The following is a 15,523-nucleotide window of genomic DNA, read 5'->3' on the forward strand; positions in this document are numbered from 1 at the left end:
AGATCACCTTCGCTGTCGAGATCGGTTACTGCTCGTTGGAGCACATCACCGAAACCACCCCGCCGACCAGGGTTTTCGTCGCACTGATCACAACACGGGACGAGCGGAGCAGCCCGGACCCGTCCAGCGCGAGTCCCGCGAGCACCGTTCACCCACCGCACATCGGACACAGCGCCGGGAGATCGGTCTTCGCCGCACCGATCCACAGATTCGAGACGACCGAAGCAGACCCAGCCCCGTCCAGTACAAGCCGTACCAGCACCGTTCATCCCACCCGCGACACCGCGCACAGCACCGCAAGACCGCTCCCCGCCGCACCGGCCCACAGACTCGATACAACCGAAGCAGACCCAGCCCCGTCGGGTGCGAGTCTTACGAGCGCTGTTCGCGGCCCGTCTCGCGTCCCAGCGACCGAAGCGCATGCGCCGCAGGCGCTGCACATCAAACACAGCACTCGCGCAGATACGCCAGATCCTCCGCGAGTCCGTCGGCCGGGGTTTCCAGGACCACGGGGGCGCCCGCCGTCCGGCACACCTCGGCGAGCAGTTGCGGGTCGATGGTGCCATCGGCGAAGTTGGCGTGCCGGTCGGCGCCGGAGTCGAACTCGTCGCGGGAGGAGTTCAGGTGCACCAGGTCGATCCGTCCGGTGATCGCCTTGATCCGGTCGACGACGCCGACCAGTTCCTCACCACCCGCCCAGGCGTGGCAGGTGTCCAGGCAGAAACCGGCGCCGTAGTCGCCGACCGCGTCCCACAGCCGGGCGATGGAGTCGAAATGCCTGGCCATGGCGTGATTGCCGCCCGCGGTGTTCTCGATCAGGATCGGCACCGCGAAACCGCCCTTGTCCTGCTGCCGCTCGAACAACTTGCGCCAGTTGTCGATTCCGGTGTCCAGTTCGGCGTCGGAACGCACGTGCCCTCCATGCACCACCAGGCCGAAGGCGCCGAGTTCGGCGGCTGCCTTCGCCTGCTGCGCGACCGCGTTGCGAGAGGGCATGCGCAGCCGGTTGTTCAGGCTAGCGACGTTGATCTGATAGGAGGAATGCACCACGACCTCGATCGGGCTCGCGAGGATCTCCTCGGTCCGCGGATGCGGGGTGGGTTTGTCCCAGCTCTGCGGATCGACCACGAACATCTGGATGACGTCGGCGCCGAGCTTCTCCCCGAAACCGATCGGGTCGCTGTCGAGCCGGACATGTGCTCCAATGCGCATGCGCGCCACAGTACTGGCTGCTACCGACAACCATCGAGGTTGCGCCGCGACTGTTGCATCCCGACGGTTCGGCGAGATACATGGATAGTGTCCGCGTGATTCACTCGACAAGGGGGTGTAACGGTGTTGCAGACCGGCGATGTGTTCGCGGGCTACGTCATCAAACGCGTCCTCGGCCATGGCGGTATGGGCACCGTGTACCTGGCCCGGCATCCTCGGCTGCCCCGCATGACGGCGCTGAAGCTGCTCCAACGGGATCTGTACGCCGATGCCGACAGCCGCCGCCGATTCGAGCGCGAGGCCGATCTGGTCGCGCGGCTCGACCACCCGAACATCGTCACGGTGTTCGATCGCGGCGCGGAGGACCGGCAGCTGTGGATCTCCATGCAGTACGTGCCCGGCTCGGACGCCTCCTGCGCGGACGTCGACGTGCTCGCTCCCGGACGCGCGGTGCAGATCGTGGCCGACACCGCCGCGGCGCTCGATTACGCGCACGCCAACCAGGTGCTGCACCGCGACGTGAAACCGGCCAACATCCTGCTGGCCAAGGCGCCGATCGGGCAGCCGGAGCGGGTGCTGCTCACCGATTTCGGTATCGCCGGTATCCGCGGCGCGGAGACCACGATCAGCTCGGCGGGCACGATCACTGCGACCCTCGCCTTCGGCGCGCCGGAGCAACTGATCGGTCAGCCGCTGGACGACCGCGCCGATCAGTACTCGCTGGCGTGCACGCTGTTCTGGTTGCTCACCGGCGCGCCGCCGTATCCGGGCACCAATCCGGCGGCCGTGGTCGACAACCATCTGCACGCGCCGATCCCGATGCTGAGCCGGATGCGTCCGGGCCTGCCGCCCGCGCTGGATCCGGTGCTGGCACGTGCCATGGCCAAGCGGCCCGCGGATCGCTTCACCAGTTGCGCCGAGTTCGCCGCCGCGGCCAAGCATGCCCTTCACGGATATCCCGGCGGGCACCGGGCGACACCGCTGCACGGCATCCACCCCGAAGGGCACCCGCCCGCGCCGATGCACCGGATGCCGCCCGCGCAGCCCCGTGCGAGGCCCCAACCACCTCCGCCGCCTACCCCGCGCCCGAGCTTTCCGCCGCCGCGCCGCCCCGTTCATCCCGGCCTCATCGAGTTGCCGAATCTGCCCATACGCCCGGGATCGGCGGTGCGGCCACACCAGCAACCGCCGGACCCCCGGCCCCCGCCGGGCGGGCCGGTTTCCGTCGATCGCCCGCGCGTCACCACACTCGACGACCGATAGGCGGGGGCGCGACTACTGCTATGGTTTCGATGTTTTCCGTGGTCGGGCCCATCCCGGACCGCGCGTTCTTATGCTGTACGCCTGTTCGCCGGTGGGTCCCGGCGCGCGGCGGGAAGTGGAGCAGTCATGCTGGCCAGCGGTGACGTTTTCGCCGGCTATGTCATCGAGCGGCAACTCGGGCGCGGTGGCATGGGTTCGGTATATCTGGCGAAACATCCGCGGCTGCCGCGGATGACCGCGCTGAAGCTGCTGAATCGGGAGATGTTCTTCGACAAGGAGGTGCGGGCGCGGTTCGAACGGGAGGCGGATCTGGTCGCCCAGCTCGATCACCCCAACATCGTCACGGTTTACGACCGTGGCCTCGAGGACGAGCAGCTGTGGATTTCGATGCAGTACATCGACGGCATCGACGCCGCCTCGGTGGAACCGAGATCGCTGCCGCCCGAACGCGCGGTGCAGATCATCAAGGAGACCGCCGACGCGCTGGACTACGCGCACGGCAGCGGGGTGCTGCACCGTGACGTGAAACCCGCCAACATCCTGCTGGCCCGCTCCAGCGCGGGTCGTGGTGAGCGGGTCTACCTCACCGACTTCGGCATCGCCCGGCTGCGCGACGACACCGGTCACCTCACGCAGACCGGCACCTTCACCGCGACGTTGGCCTACGCCTCGCCCGAACAGCTCACCGGCGTCTCACTCGATCACCGCTCCGACCAGTACTCGCTGGCCTGCTCGCTGTTCTGGTTGTTCACCGGCACGGGCCCTTTCTCCGCGACGAACCCCGCCGCGGTCATCCAAGGACATCTGCAAGGAGCGCCGCCCGCGCTGAGCAGTGTCCGGCCGGGACTGCCGTTCGCCCTGGACGGCGTCCTGGCCAAGGCGATGGCCAAGCGGCCCGACGACCGGTACGGCAGTTGCGCGGAGTTCGCCGCAGCCGCCAAGCAGGCGCTGACCGGGTCGAGCGCGCCATCGATGCCGGTGGTGGGCGGTCCCCGCCCGGTCACCGGTCCACCGCACCCGACCACCGGGCCGCGCCCGACCACGGGGCCGCAGATCCCGACTACCGGGTCGCCGTATCCGGTGGGCCACTACGTCAGCGGCCCGGGGCACCAGACGCACGCTCCGCATACCAGCGGGCCCACCTCGCTCGCCGCGTCGGCCGCGCCCGCACCGCCCACTCCGGTGGTGAACTCCGGGCCGCACCCGACGGCCACCAACCCCTACTCCCACCAGCAATCCGGGTTCTCCGCCTTCGGCGCCCCGCCGGCGCCGCCGCACGGTGCGCACACCTATCCCTCGGCCGGATCACCGCCCAAGAAGAACACCGGCCTGATCGTCGGTTCGGCGGTGGGCGTCGTCGTGCTGATCCTGGTTGTGCTCGGCATCATCGGCGCGACCTCGGATTCGGGGTCGAACAACGCGGGCGCCACGACCACCTCGGCGGTGAAGCCGAACCTGGTCGAGGCGACCCCGGAGTCGGTCAGCGCGGAGTTCCCGCGGATGGTGCCCGCCTCCAAGACCGAGGATGTCGGGTACAACGGCGCCGAATGCTGGCTGGCCTCATCGAGTTCGCCACCGTCGCCGTCCAAGGGCGAGCCGGATTTCGGCGACTGGGCCGCGCAGTGGCGCTGCTTCAAGGGTGGCAACAACGAGGATCCGTACTACCGCATCTACGCCTACAAGACCCCGGCCGACGTGCAGGCGGTGCTGAAGGGCCTGCCCTCCTCGGCCACCAAGTCGACGGACACCAACGGCGGAAAGTCCTACACCAACTACAAGTACGTGGACGACGGCGCCAAGATGGTCACCGCGTTCACCGGTGATCCGGATCGGACCCAATACCTGATGTACACCGACGGCTTCAGCCACACCACCATCGACGAGCTGCTGCGCTGGTGGCGCTCGGCTCCGCTGAACTGACCCGTGCTACGTACCGGTGAGGTCTTCGCGGGGTACACCATCGAACGCCTGCTCGGCCGCGGCGGGATGGGATCGGTGTACCTGGCGCGGCATCCGCGGTTGCCCCGGTTGACGGCGATGAAGCTGTTGAACCCGGAGCTGTTCGACGACACGGAGATCCGTACCCGCTTCGAGCGGGAAGCCGATCTCGTCGCGCGGCTGGACCACCCGAACATCGTCCCGGTGTTCGACCGAGGCGTCGAAGGCGATCGGCTGTGGATCTCCATGCGCTACATCGACGGCACCGACGCCGCGGCGCTGGACGCATGGACGCTGTCGCCGCTGCGGGCGGTACAGATCATCGCGGAAACCGCCAAGGCGCTGGACTTCGCGCACAGCCGCGGCGTGCTGCACCGCGACGTGAAACCGGCGAACATTCTGCTCGAGCGCGGCGAGGGCGGTGAGGAGCGCGTCTTTCTCGGCGACTTCGGCATCGCCCGATTCCGGGACGACACCGGACGGCTCACCCAGACCGGGACTTTCACCGCCACACTGGCCTACGCCGCGCCGGAGCAGCTGTCCGGCGCGCCGCTGGATCACCGCGCCGACCAGTATTCGCTGGCCTGCACGCTGTTCCGGTTACTGACCGGCACCGTGCCGTTCGACGCCACCAATCCGGTGGCGGTGATCCAAGGCCACCTCAGCGCACCGCCGCCACCGGTCAGCAGGTCGCGGCACGGGTTGCCGCCGGCGCTGGACGCCGTGCTGGCCAAAGCGATGGCCAAACACGCGGCAGGTCGCTTCGACTCCTGCACCGAGTTCGCCGTCGCCGCGTGGCAGGCCCTGACCGCAACCGCGGCGCCGTGGCCGCCGCCGCCCCTGCCGAACCGGCCGCCGCCGCGGACCGACGCGGAGATCCCGCAACGTCCCGCACGCGCCTATCTCGGCCCGGCACGGCGTTCCCGCTGGCACGCTTCGGTGGGCGGCTGGCTCGGTTTGCTGTTCGTGCTCGGCCTGACCGTCGTCATCGTCGCGGTCGTCTTCAGCAGCGTCAGCTCCCCCAGCTCCGCCGGACCGACGACGACCGAGCGCCCGCAGCACACCGCCGCCACCGCGCCATCGGTTACCAGGCATCCGCCGACGACCGTCTCCGCCACCACGGATCGAGCCACGATAGGCGCCCGCGCGGCCGAGCTGAGCGCCGCGTTCCCGGACATGCTGCCGGAGACCTCCGCCCAGCGCCTGGTGCACTCCGGAACCGGATACCACAAAGCGGGCTGTTTCGCCCACGCACCGGATTCCCCGGCGACGAGCGACCACGAGGACCCCGGCTTCGGCGCGTGGGTGGCGATGTGGAGCTGCTTCGGCGGGCAGAACAAGGCGTCCTTCGACTTCTACCTCTACGGCTCCCCCGCCGACGCTCAGGCGGTTCTCGATGCCTTGCCTGCCAACGATCGCGCGACCGCTACCAACGACAGCGGCCACAGCTATACGAACTACACCTTGCGCGACAGCCGAAATCTCCGGCCGCGGATGGTGACCGCGTTCTCCTCGGACCCGGGCCGCGCGGCCATGCTGATGTACAGCACCGGGTTCATCGCCACCCACGCCGAGTTCATGGACTGGTGGAAATCCGCGCCGCTGAATCGAGTTCCCGCCCGCCGAGCCTCGCGCCGGTGTTCGCGCGGTTCACCGCGGCCCCGCGGGGCCGTCCGGGCCGAGGGCTAGTCGAAGACGTAGTGGGCGAACTCATGGGTGGGATGAAAGCCCATCGACCGGTAGATCCGGTTGGCCGTGGCGTTGGCGATGTCGGCGAACAGGCAGACATCCAGGCTCTGGGCTCGCAGCAGCTTGGCGACGTGCGCGGTGACCGCACTGGCGTAACCGTGCCCGCGCGCGTCCGGCGGGGTGTAGACGGGCCCGATCCGTGACCAACCCTGGATCGGAATCTGATGGGCGGCAAGGCTCACCGGTTCCCCATCTCGTTCCCACAACCACCAGCGGCCCGTTTCCACGCGGCGCCGGATAGCGGCTTCGTCCAGCCCGGACTGCGTCCCGGACTCCTGGTTCATGGTCATCGACCAGTCTCGGCACAGCGCGACATCGGAATCCCCGGCTCGGCGGGGCGCTCCGGCCACGTCCGGGATCCGCAGCGCGCCGAGCCGGTGCAGCCGGGTGACGTACGACCGGTGGAAGCCTTTACCCCGCAGTCCGGACCAGTGCTGGGCGAAAGCGGTCGCGTCCTCGACGATGCCCTCGACGCCCGCGCTCTGGGGCACCACGTCGGCCAGCGCACGAGCCACCGCGGGAATGCCGTCGGGCGGTAGCGCGCCGAGATACACGTCACGGCCGGCCACGCGCATGGCGGCGCCGACGACCGAGCCATCCTCGCCGTGGACCGAGACGAAGCGCGATGCCTCGGAGGGGGCGTCGATGCCCGTGACGTGGTTGGCGACACTCGTGGTGATCACGGTGTGCCGCAGCGGATCGCGGAGCAGAAACGACCCCGCGACCGAGCGGAACTCGGCGGCGTCGGTGGTGATCTCGATCCTCATGCGGATCACGGTAGGCGCCTGAAGTGTTGCGCGCCCGCGTTTCTCGCGCCAGGCACCGTACCGGCCACCAGTGCGACCGGCCGGTTTCTCAGTCCGCTTCGCTGCCTCCGGCGCGGAGTTTGAGCAGGACCAGTCCCGCGGTGCACGCCAGAATGAGCCCGGCGACAGTGATTTCGACGTGCAGCCCGGCGATGCCGAGCACCGCCCCGACGAGTCCGCCGATGAAGATCAACCAGGCGAGCGTCCGCGACAGAATCGTGGACAGCGTGCGTGCCTGCTGGTTCGACGCGGGATGCTGCGCCGTTGCCGACACCGCATCCTCTGCGGCGTGGGATGAACCACGCTGCGCCGCTGTCGAGTAAGCTCCCATCATCTACTCCTCGATGACGCCGGTCAGAGAACCACTATCACGTTCTCACACAACGTGTCTCTCATCCTGAAACCGGCGTCTCACGCGTAACTTTGCTCACACACGCTACGACTCCGGGACGCCGGAAGATAGCGACACGTGCCCGCGACACGCCGAAGAGACCAATTCGATATCTGAATGAGGACCGTTTTATATGCGCCGTCCCGGCGTATACCCAGCGACCACTCGCCTCGCTCGGCCGAGCTGCCTCGAGTAAGGTGAGTCCACTCGAGACACACGAGGAGCGTCACCGATGGAGAGCAGCAGGACCAAGATCGCCGGTCTGGTAATCGCCGCCGGAGCGGTTTCCATCGGGCTGATTCTGATCGGCGCCTGCGGCGTCGGCAGACAGGACACCTACGTGCCGCCACCGCCGCTGAAGGCGGGCGAGTACGCCGAACCCGTGGTCCGCGAAAGCACTACCGGCCCGACGACACCCAAGGTCGTCATCCCGCCCTCGCCCACCTGGCGGGTAGCCCCCGCCAATCAGCAGCGGCCGACCCCGTTCGCGGGTTTCATGAGCAGCACCTCCGCCGAGCCCTCCCCGCGAAACCCACACGAGGACACTTCGCAGGCCGCTCCGCCCGAGGAACCGAGGCCACCGTCCGCCGCGCGGACGCCCACGAACGATTCGTCGGAAGAGGCGCCCCCGCAATTGCGGACGACCCCCGACGACGAAGACGAGTGACAGGCGGTGGTGCGCCACGCGCGCACCACCGCCGCACCCCTTACAGTTCGGGCAGCTCGTATTCGCCGACCCGGGAGCTGAGCACCCGCAGGTGCTCGAGTCCGCTACCGAGGGTGCGCTCGATCGCGGTCAGCCGGGCAACATAGTGGCCGACCGGGTACTCCGCGGTGACGCCGATGCCACCGTGCATCTGGATTGCCTCCTGCCCGATGTGCCGAGCCGCGCGGCCCACTTGCAGCCGTGCGCGTGAGGCGATCACCGGGTTGTCGGCCCCGTCCGCCAGCGACGCCGTGGCGTACAGGCTCATGCTGCGCGCCAGCTCCAGCGAGACGTACATGTCGGCCGCCCGCTGCGTGAGCGTCTGGAACTTCGACAGGGTGACGCCGAACTGCTTGCGCTGCTTGAGGTAATCGGCGGTCAGCCGCAACGCCTCTTCCATCGCGCCGATCGACTCCGCGCACAGGCTTGCCTGCGCGTACGTGAGCACCGACGCGATCGTCTCGGAGGCTTCGGCCTCGCCGAGCCGCTCGGCGGGCGCGTCGGTCAGTTCCAGCTGCGCGCCGCGCTGACCGTCCACCGTGCGGTAGGGCTTGCGCACCACACCCGGCGCGTCCGGCGCGACCAGGAACAGCCCCACACCGCCGTCCGGCAGCGCGGCGCTGACCACCAACTCCTCGGCGCTGTCGCCGTGCGGGACAGGGTTCTTCACACCGGTCAGCGTGTACGAATCACCCTGCACCGAAGCGGTGGTGGCCTGCTCGGTCGACGGCCAGCGCACTCCCGGCTCGGCATGGGCGAAGGCGAGCAGCTTCGTGCCCGAGGCGACCTCGGGAAGGATCCGCTGCCGCTGTTCGGCGCTGCCCGCCGCGGCGACCAGCCCGCCGGGCACCAGCACCGCGTCCAGGATCGGTTCCGGCGCGAGCCTGCGGCCCACCTCCTCGAGCACGACCATGGTCTCCACCGGACCGGCGCCGACCCCGCCGTCCTCCTCGGCGAAACTCAGGCCGAGCACGCCCAGGTCGGCGAGCTGACGCCATACGTCGCGACTCCAACCCAGTTCGGAGTCGACGACCTTCAGCCGCGATTCGGCGTCGTAGTTGCGGGTGAGCAGGTCACGGACCGTGTCGCGGAGCATGACCTGTTCATCGGTGAGATCGAAATCCATGGTGGCGCCTCACAATCCGAGGATCGTGGAGGCGATGATGGTGCGCTGCACCTCGCTGGAGCCTCCGTAGATGGTTGTCTTGCGGTAGTTCAGGTAGGCGGGGCCGCTGCGCTGCGCCCAGCCGGGCGAGGCGATGTCGCCGGAGCCCACCGGGATGGCATCCGGCCCCGCGATGTCCAGCAGCAGCTCGGTGGCTGCCTGCTGGAGCTCGGAACCGCGCAGTTTCAGCACCGAGGAGGCCGGATTCGGTTTGCCGTCCGCGGAGTTGGAGACCACCCGCAGCTGAGTGAGCTCCAGCGCGAGCAGCTCGTTCTCCAGTTCCGCGACCCGCGCCGCGAACACCGGGTCCTCCAGCAGAGTGCCGTCGCCCGACTTGATCTGCGCCGCGTACTGCTTCGCCACGCCGATCTTGACCTTGGTGCGGCCGACGCCGGTGATGCCGGTGCGCTCGTTGCCGAGCAGGAACTTCGCGTAGGTCCAGCCCATGTTCTCCTCGCCGACCAGCTGGTCGGCGGGAACCCGGACGTTCTCGAAGAAGACCTCGTTCACCTCGTACCCGCCATCGATCAGCTTGATCGGGCGGATGGTGACACCGGGCGACTTGACGTCGAACAGCAGGAACGAGATGCCCGCCTGCTTCTTCGGCACGCTGGGGTCGGTGCGCACCAGGCAGAAGATCCAGTCCGCGTACTGGGCCAGCGTGGTCCAGATCTTCTGGCCGTTGACGATGTAGGAATCACCGTCGCGAACAGCGGTGGTGCGCAGCGAGGCCAGGTCGGAGCCCGCGTCCGGCTCGGAGAAGCCCTGGCACCACCAGATGTCCAGCGCCGCGGTGGGCGGCAGGAAACGCTCCTTGAGCTCCTGCGAGCCGAAGTGGGCGATCACCGGGCCGACCATCTGCGCGTTGAACGTCAGCGGCTCGGGCACCGACGCGAGCTGCATCTCGTCCTGCCATATGTGGCGCTGCATCGGCGTCCAGTCCTTGCCGCCCCACGCCACGGGCCAGTTCGGCACCGCGAGACCGTGGTCGTTGAGGATCTTGTGCGCGGTGACGATGTCGTCGCGGGACAGCTCACGGCCGTCCCGGACCCGCTCACGGATGTCGGCCGGGATCTCGGTCCGATAGAACGTGCGCAGTTCGTCGCGGAAGGCGACGTCGTCGGGGGACAAGGATAGTTTCATACGCATCTCCCTGCGTGTCTCGTAACTTCCGAGTCAAACCTACCCCTCGGTAATCCTCCATTGTCGACTGGATCACAACGGACAGGCGGCCGATGCCGTTCGCGACGCCGAAAAGGGCGCCGCTCCCCGGGACGGCGGTAGCGGCGAGCTGGTACGTTGCTGCACGTGGGTCGGGGCCCCACCAGGTTCGGTATCGAGGAGAACGAGTGAACGGCAGGACCATCGCACGCGCCGCGGCCGCCGCGGCATCCCTCGGCATCGGCGCGGCCCTGACCTTCTCCGCACCGGCCACCGCCGAGCAGGCCCAAGCGCCGGTGGACTCCGGCCTGGCTCATCTGACCGAAATCGCCGGCGCCGACCCGACCGCACAGGAGGGCGTGGCCGCGCTCACGCGATACGCCGGCTTGATCGACGCCGCGCACCTGCGTGAGGTCTCCAGCGTGTTCACCCCGTTCTCCTACGCCGCGCCCACCTTCGGCTGCGGCAGCAACGGGCCGATCACCACGATCATCGCGGCCGCGACCACCGACGGGACGGGCAACGGCCGCGACTTGAACGTCGGGCCCGGTGAGCTGCGGTTCAGCGCGACCCCCTCGCACTCCGGTGCGCCGCTGGCCTCCGGGCTCGTCGTCGCGTGGGTGAACGTCAACACCGGAGCCAGCGGCATCGACCCGCTCGACGATGTCACCGAGTACCGCCTGCCGTCGCTGTCCAAGACGGTCGCGAGCGGACCCGGCACGGTGCTCGCCTCCATGTGGGGCATCATCGACTACCCGTTCGCACACTGTGTGATGACTCCCACCGTCGGCCTGTTCACCGTCCCGGACCACCCGGTCCCGCCGCCCGCCGCGCCTGCACCGGCGCCGGCCCCGAGTGGCTCCGGGGAACCGACCCCTTGAGAGTCGCCGCGCACACTTGCGCGGCGCCCGACCGGCCTCGAGCAGTTCGAGCCGGTCCGGACAGTGGGTAGCGGCTGGTGTGCCGCAGAGACCACGCCCGGATACCGGTCCCTGCACAGGCCTTCCCGCAACGCCGTGACTGCGTGCGACGGGCGCGCCGAGCCGCAGGAGCGCGCCCCTTACCGCAGCCCGGCGAAGAACGCGCGGATGTCCGCGACGTGCGCCTCCGGGCATTCCATGGCGACGAAGTGGTTGCCGGTGTTGCCCTCCGGCCAGTGCACGATGGTGTTGTCCCGTTCGGCCAGGCGCCGCATCAGCGCGGAGCCGCCGCCGTAGGTGCCGGTCGGCACCAGTTTCTGCCCCTTCGGCCAGGCGAATCCACCGTCACCGAGGCCGTTGTACATCGGCCAGGACGACTCGGCCACGGTGTCGGTGAACCAGTACAGGCTGATGTTGGTCAGCAGATGGTCGCGGCTGATCACGTCCTCGACGCGGTCGGCGAGCGGAGCGAACTCGGTGAACTTCTGCATCATCCAGGCGAGCAGACCCACGGGTGAGTCGGTCCAGGCGTGGGCGAAGGTCTGCGGGGCGTCGCGCAGCAGGACGTGGTGGTCCACCCCGCCGCTCATCCACTGCTGCATGAGGTCCCACTCGGCGCGTTCGTCCGGCGTCATGGTGGGCACATCCGCCTCGCTCGGCAGCCCGATCCCGCCGTCGAGGTGCACCCCGATCACCCGGTCCGGCGCGGCGATGGCGAGTTCGGGCGCCACATAGGCGCCGAGGTCGCCGCCCTGCGCGCCGAAGCGGTGATAGCCGAGCCGGTCCATCAGCGTCAGCCACATCCGGGCCACCTTTCCCGGCGTCATGCCGGGCTCACGCGGCCCTTCGGAGAACGCGAACCCCGGAATCGAGGGCACAACCACGTGGAAGGCCTGCGCCGGATCGAGTCCGTGCGCGCGGGGGTCGGCCAGCGGGCCGATGGTCTCGGTGAATTCGACGAACGAGTTCGGCCAGCCGTGGGTGAGCAGCAGCGGCGTCGCGTCCGGCTCCGGCGAACGCACATGCAGGAAATGCACGTCGAGGCCGTCGATACGCGTCTTGAACTGCGGGAACGCGTTGAGCTTCGCTTCCTGGGCACGCCAGTCGAATCCGGTCCGCCAGTACTCGGCCAGCTCGCGCAGGTAGTCGACCGGCACGCCGCGATCCCAGCCCGCGCCGGGCAGCTGGGCAGACCAGCGGGCGCGGGCGAGCCGGTCGTGCAGATCGGCCAGATCGGCCTGCGGGATCTCGATGCGGAACGGGCGGATTTCGGTCGAGCTGTCGGTCATGGCTTCGGCTCCTTGCCGGTCGGTCCTGCGGTACGACAACGACGGTAAGAGTCATCTAGGACGAACTAGGTCCTAGATGTCTGCGACTCTGGACAGCGTGAACGACACTCCCGCGCGACTGCTTCGTCTGCTGTCGCTGCTGCAGACCCCAAGGGAATGGCCGGGCAGCGAATTGGCCGAACGCCTCGGCGTCACCGACCGCACGGTGCGCCGCGACATCGACCGGTTACGCGCACTCGGCTATCCGGTGACCGCGACGCTCGGGGCGACGGGCGGGTACCGCTTGGTGGCGGGCGCGGCGATGCCGCCGCTGCTGGTGGAGGACGACGAGGCCGTCGCCATCGCGGTCGGGTTGCGCGCCGCCGCCGGCTCGGCGGTGGCCGGGATCGAAGAGGCTTCGGTCCGGGCGCTGTCCAAGGTGGAGCAGGTGCTGCCCGCGAAATTGCGGCGCCGGGTACGGGTGCTCGGCGCCGCGCTCACCCCACTCACCGGCGACGGACCCGCCGTCGACCCCGAAATGCTCGCCACGCTCGCGGCGACCGTCACCAACCGCGAGCGTGTGCGATTCGTCTACCGCGACGAGGCCGGCACGGAGACGAGGCGCAATACCGAGCCGGTGGGCCTGGTTCCCGCCCGGCGGCGCTGGTATCTGGTCGGCTACGACCTCGACCGCGCCGGCTGGCGCGTCTACCGCGTCGACCGGATCGACAGCCCGCAGCCCACCGCCGCCAGATTCACCCCGCGCCCCCTGCCCGCCGCAGACGCCGCCGCCTACGTGACCGGCCGCCGCACCGACTGGGGCACACCGGCCCTCCGGCTTCGCGTGACCATCCACGCTTCGGCCGACCGGGTCGCGGGACGCCTCGGTGACGGCCCGGACGAGGTCGTCGCGATCGATGCGAGCACGTGCCGGATCGATGTCCTACGGGACGACGCGCCGGAATGGCTGGCGCACCGGCTCCTCGGGCTGGGAGCGGAATTCCGGGTTCACGAGCCGCCGGAACTGATCGACCACGTGCGCGCCATCGCCCGCCGCGCCGAGCGTGCGATCCCCACGGACCCCGGCGACAACACCGGCACCTGAGTCGAAGCCGCGCTCAGAATATTTCGGGCAGTCACCTGACCTGGGGAGCTCCCACCTGACCACTTATGCGGGAGCCCCACCGCGCAGTGGGTACGGGACAGGTCAGCGGGAAAGGTCGATTCGCAGGAGAGCGCCGGATTCGGTCGTGGCGATCAGTTGGTCCGAATGGCCGGGGACGGCGGCGACGGCGGTCAGGGGTTGAGTGCTCAGGACCGAGCAAGCGGCGCCGGTGGTGGGGTCCACGCGGACCAATTGGCCGGTAAGGGTGGTGACGTAGAGGATTCCGGCCGGGTCGATCAGGAGGTCGTCGGCGAAATCCGGCAGACCGGGCAGCCGCGAGGACAGGTCGGCGACGGTGCTGCGGGACGCGGGCGCGGTGAGCGGGATGCGCACGATGCGGCCGAGCGGGCCACCGTTGGCGGTGACGAAGAGCGTGCCGTCGTGCACCGCCGCGCCGTTGGCGGCCAGTCCGGCCAGCGGCGCTCCCCACGCGGCATCGATGGACGCGTCGGGACGGACCTTCACCACGCCGGACAAGGTCGCGACGTACAGGTTGCCGCTCGGGTCGAACGCCGCGCCGTTGGGCATCGTGAAGCCGGAGACGAAGACCTCCGGCTTCGGCACGGCCGCCGCCGGATCGAACCGGATCACGCCGCCGGGACGGACGACACTGACCGGCGCGTCGCCGTAGACGACGTACAGCAGTCCGTCGGGACCGAGCCGGACCGCGCCGGGGAAGTCCACCGCGACGGTGGCGGTCAGCGCGCCCGAGGCGTCGTAGCGCTGGACCTCGTTGCGGTAGAGCCGGGAGACCCACAGGTTGCCCTGGGCGTCGTACCCGAGGTTCTCCGACCAGTCGAGCACGGGCGCCTGCGCCGGAACCGCCGTGACCGCCGAGGCGGGGTCGCAGGCGGCGACCGGCGGCGTGGCGGCTGCGACCGGCGCGAGTGCGCCGGTGAGGGCCAGCGCCGCGGCGGGCAAGAGAAAGGCGCCTCGACGGCGGAGTCTTCGCAACGCGGGCACCTCGGGCTCGGTCTGGGTGGTCGCCGCGCATCTTAACTGTTCTCGACACGAAATCGTGCGGTCCCATTCGGGAGGCGATCTTTGGCACTATCGGTGCATGCCATTTTTCGACGGCAGGCGCGGCCGGATGCACTATCGGCGGTGGCCGATCGAAAGTCCCCTGTACACCGTGGTTCTGCTGCCCGGAACCGGTCAGCACAGCAGCCACTACCACCGGTTCGCCCGCGCGTTGAAACCCGCGGGGGCGGAGGTGTGGGCCTTGGACACCTCCGGGCACGGGTTGAGCGAGGGCGATCCGCACCGGCCCGGCACCCTGGCCGAGCTGGTGGCGGACGCGGTGCGGCTGGTCGAGTTGGCCGGTACCGGCCTACCGCTGATCCTGATGGGCCACTCGCTCGGCGCGGTCACCGCGCTGGGCATACTCGGCGCTGCGGTGCCGGATTCGTCCGTTGCCACCACGGATTCGATGGTTCTGGAGCGCGACTACCCGCTGCGGCCCGCCTTGCCCGTGCACACGCTGGCGGGCCTGGTGCTGTCGGGCGTCCCGCCGCGCGCGCTGGGCGGCGGTGCGCCCGGCGCGCCGGGAACGCCGCTGCCGCGCCAACTTCCGGTGCTGGCCGTGCACGGCGTGGACGACCGGCGCGCGCCGATCGATGCGATCAGGGTCTGGACTAGCCGCCACGAATCGGTAGATTTACGGCAGTACACCGACGCAGGGCACGACCTGCTGCACGAGCCGGTGCACGCGCGGGTCACTGCCGACATCGCGGATTGGATGCAGGGTGTCGTCGTGGGGTTGGCACGACATCCGTGAAC

General features: G+C 69.4%; 14 protein-coding genes. 7 read left to right on the forward strand and 7 right to left on the reverse strand.

The genetic code is table 11. The features are described from left to right. Positions 1–441 precede the first annotated feature (441 nt). The gene (locus GVY39_RS05515) at positions 442–1,212 is read right to left on the reverse strand and encodes a deoxyribonuclease IV (protein WP_159920520.1); all 771 of its coding nucleotides are present in this window, start codon (positions 1,210–1,212) and stop codon (positions 442–444) included. A 123-nt stretch (positions 1,213–1,335) separates the two neighbouring features. Between GVY39_RS05515 and GVY39_RS05520 the strand changes: the two genes are divergently transcribed. From GVY39_RS05520 to GVY39_RS05530, 3 genes are all read left to right on the forward strand, one after another. Beyond that, positions 1,336–2,475 (forward strand): serine/threonine-protein kinase, encoded by a 1,140-nt coding sequence (locus GVY39_RS05520; protein ID WP_236565278.1) that lies wholly within the window; start codon positions 1,336–1,338, stop codon positions 2,473–2,475. 126 nt (positions 2,476–2,601) lie between these two features. Then, entirely contained in the window at positions 2,602–4,395 is a 1,794-nt protein-coding gene (locus tag GVY39_RS05525) for a serine/threonine-protein kinase (RefSeq protein ID WP_159920518.1), read from the forward strand. Positions 4,396–4,398: 3 nt separating this feature from the next. Further along, entirely contained in the window at positions 4,399–6,102 is a 1,704-nt protein-coding gene (locus GVY39_RS05530; protein ID WP_159920516.1) for a serine/threonine-protein kinase, read from the forward strand. Here GVY39_RS05530 and GVY39_RS05535 read toward each other — a convergent pair. Further along, on the reverse strand, positions 6,099–6,929 hold the full coding sequence (locus GVY39_RS05535; protein ID WP_159920514.1) for a GNAT family N-acetyltransferase: 831 nt from the start codon (positions 6,927–6,929) through the stop codon (positions 6,099–6,101). The two genes, GVY39_RS05530 and GVY39_RS05535, sit on opposite strands and share 4 nt — an antisense overlap. An 88-nt stretch (positions 6,930–7,017) precedes the next feature. Then, the gene (locus tag GVY39_RS05540; RefSeq protein WP_159989276.1) at positions 7,018–7,299 is read right to left on the reverse strand and encodes a hypothetical protein; all 282 of its coding nucleotides are present in this window, start codon (positions 7,297–7,299) and stop codon (positions 7,018–7,020) included. A 292-nt stretch (positions 7,300–7,591) separates the two neighbouring features. Between GVY39_RS05540 and GVY39_RS05545 the strand changes: the two genes are divergently transcribed. Beyond that, positions 7,592–8,026: a hypothetical protein gene (locus GVY39_RS05545; protein ID WP_159920510.1), complete on the forward strand. Its 435-nt coding sequence runs from the start codon at positions 7,592–7,594 to the stop codon at positions 8,024–8,026. A 40-nt stretch (positions 8,027–8,066) separates the two neighbouring features. On the opposite strand, the gene GVY39_RS05550 is transcribed toward GVY39_RS05545, so the two are convergent. Both GVY39_RS05550 and GVY39_RS05555 read right to left on the reverse strand, forming a co-directional pair. After that, entirely contained in the window at positions 8,067–9,191 is a 1,125-nt protein-coding gene (locus GVY39_RS05550; protein ID WP_159920508.1) for an acyl-CoA dehydrogenase family protein, read from the reverse strand. A gap of 9 nt (positions 9,192–9,200) precedes the next feature. Then, on the reverse strand, positions 9,201–10,373 hold the full coding sequence (locus GVY39_RS05555; protein WP_159920506.1) for an acyl-CoA dehydrogenase family protein: 1,173 nt from the start codon (positions 10,371–10,373) through the stop codon (positions 9,201–9,203). A gap of 206 nt (positions 10,374–10,579) precedes the next feature. Between GVY39_RS05555 and GVY39_RS05560 the strand changes: the two genes are divergently transcribed. After that, positions 10,580–11,272, forward strand: coding sequence for a hypothetical protein (locus GVY39_RS05560; RefSeq protein ID WP_159920504.1), 693 nt, complete (start codon positions 10,580–10,582; stop codon positions 11,270–11,272). 179 nt (positions 11,273–11,451) lie between these two features. Here GVY39_RS05560 and GVY39_RS05565 read toward each other — a convergent pair whose 3' ends face one another. Further along, positions 11,452–12,600, reverse strand: coding sequence for an epoxide hydrolase family protein (locus tag GVY39_RS05565; protein ID WP_159920502.1), 1,149 nt, complete (start codon positions 12,598–12,600; stop codon positions 11,452–11,454). Positions 12,601–12,697: 97 nt separating this feature from the next. Here GVY39_RS05565 and GVY39_RS05570 point away from each other — a divergent pair, with 97 nt between their 5' ends. Further along, complete coding sequence (locus GVY39_RS05570; RefSeq protein ID WP_159920500.1) at positions 12,698–13,684, forward strand: YafY family protein; 987 nt, start codon at positions 12,698–12,700, stop codon at positions 13,682–13,684. Between the two features lie 102 nt (positions 13,685–13,786). Here the strand turns inward: GVY39_RS05570 and GVY39_RS05575 are convergent, their stop codons facing one another. Then, entirely contained in the window at positions 13,787–14,698 is a 912-nt protein-coding gene (locus GVY39_RS05575) for an SMP-30/gluconolactonase/LRE family protein (protein ID WP_159920498.1), read from the reverse strand. Positions 14,699–14,804: 106 nt separating this feature from the next. Here GVY39_RS05575 and GVY39_RS05580 point away from each other — a divergent pair, with 106 nt between their 5' ends. Beyond that, complete coding sequence (locus tag GVY39_RS05580) at positions 14,805–15,521, forward strand: alpha/beta hydrolase (protein ID WP_159920496.1); 717 nt, start codon at positions 14,805–14,807, stop codon at positions 15,519–15,521. Positions 15,522–15,523 lie beyond the last annotated feature (2 nt).

Source organism: Nocardia sp. CY15 (genome assembly GCF_009829295.1).
Classification (GTDB): Bacteria; Actinomycetota; Actinomycetes; order Mycobacteriales; family Mycobacteriaceae; genus Nocardia; species Nocardia sputi.

Excerpts from the sequence above, each read along its gene's own strand:
- GVY39_RS05535 (WP_159920514.1), bottom strand. The coding sequence starts at position 6,929 with ATGAGGATCGAGATCACCACCGACGCCGCCGAGTTCCGCTCGGTCGCG.
- GVY39_RS05515 (WP_159920520.1), bottom strand. The coding sequence starts at position 1,212 with ATGCGCATTGGAGCACATGTCCGGCTCGACAGCGACCCGATCGGTTTC.
- GVY39_RS05565 (WP_159920502.1), bottom strand. The coding sequence starts at position 12,600 with ATGACCGACAGCTCGACCGAAATCCGCCCGTTCCGCATCGAGATCCCG.
- GVY39_RS05555 (WP_159920506.1), bottom strand. The coding sequence starts at position 10,373 with ATGAAACTATCCTTGTCCCCCGACGACGTCGCCTTCCGCGACGAACTG.
- GVY39_RS05540 (WP_159989276.1), bottom strand. The coding sequence starts at position 7,299 with ATGGGAGCTTACTCGACAGCGGCGCAGCGTGGTTCATCCCACGCCGCA.
- GVY39_RS05525 (WP_159920518.1), top strand. The coding sequence starts at position 2,602 with ATGCTGGCCAGCGGTGACGTTTTCGCCGGCTATGTCATCGAGCGGCAA.
- GVY39_RS05580 (WP_159920496.1), top strand. The coding sequence starts at position 14,805 with ATGCCATTTTTCGACGGCAGGCGCGGCCGGATGCACTATCGGCGGTGG.
- GVY39_RS05550 (WP_159920508.1), bottom strand. The coding sequence starts at position 9,191 with ATGGATTTCGATCTCACCGATGAACAGGTCATGCTCCGCGACACGGTC.
- GVY39_RS05545 (WP_159920510.1), top strand. The coding sequence starts at position 7,592 with ATGGAGAGCAGCAGGACCAAGATCGCCGGTCTGGTAATCGCCGCCGGA.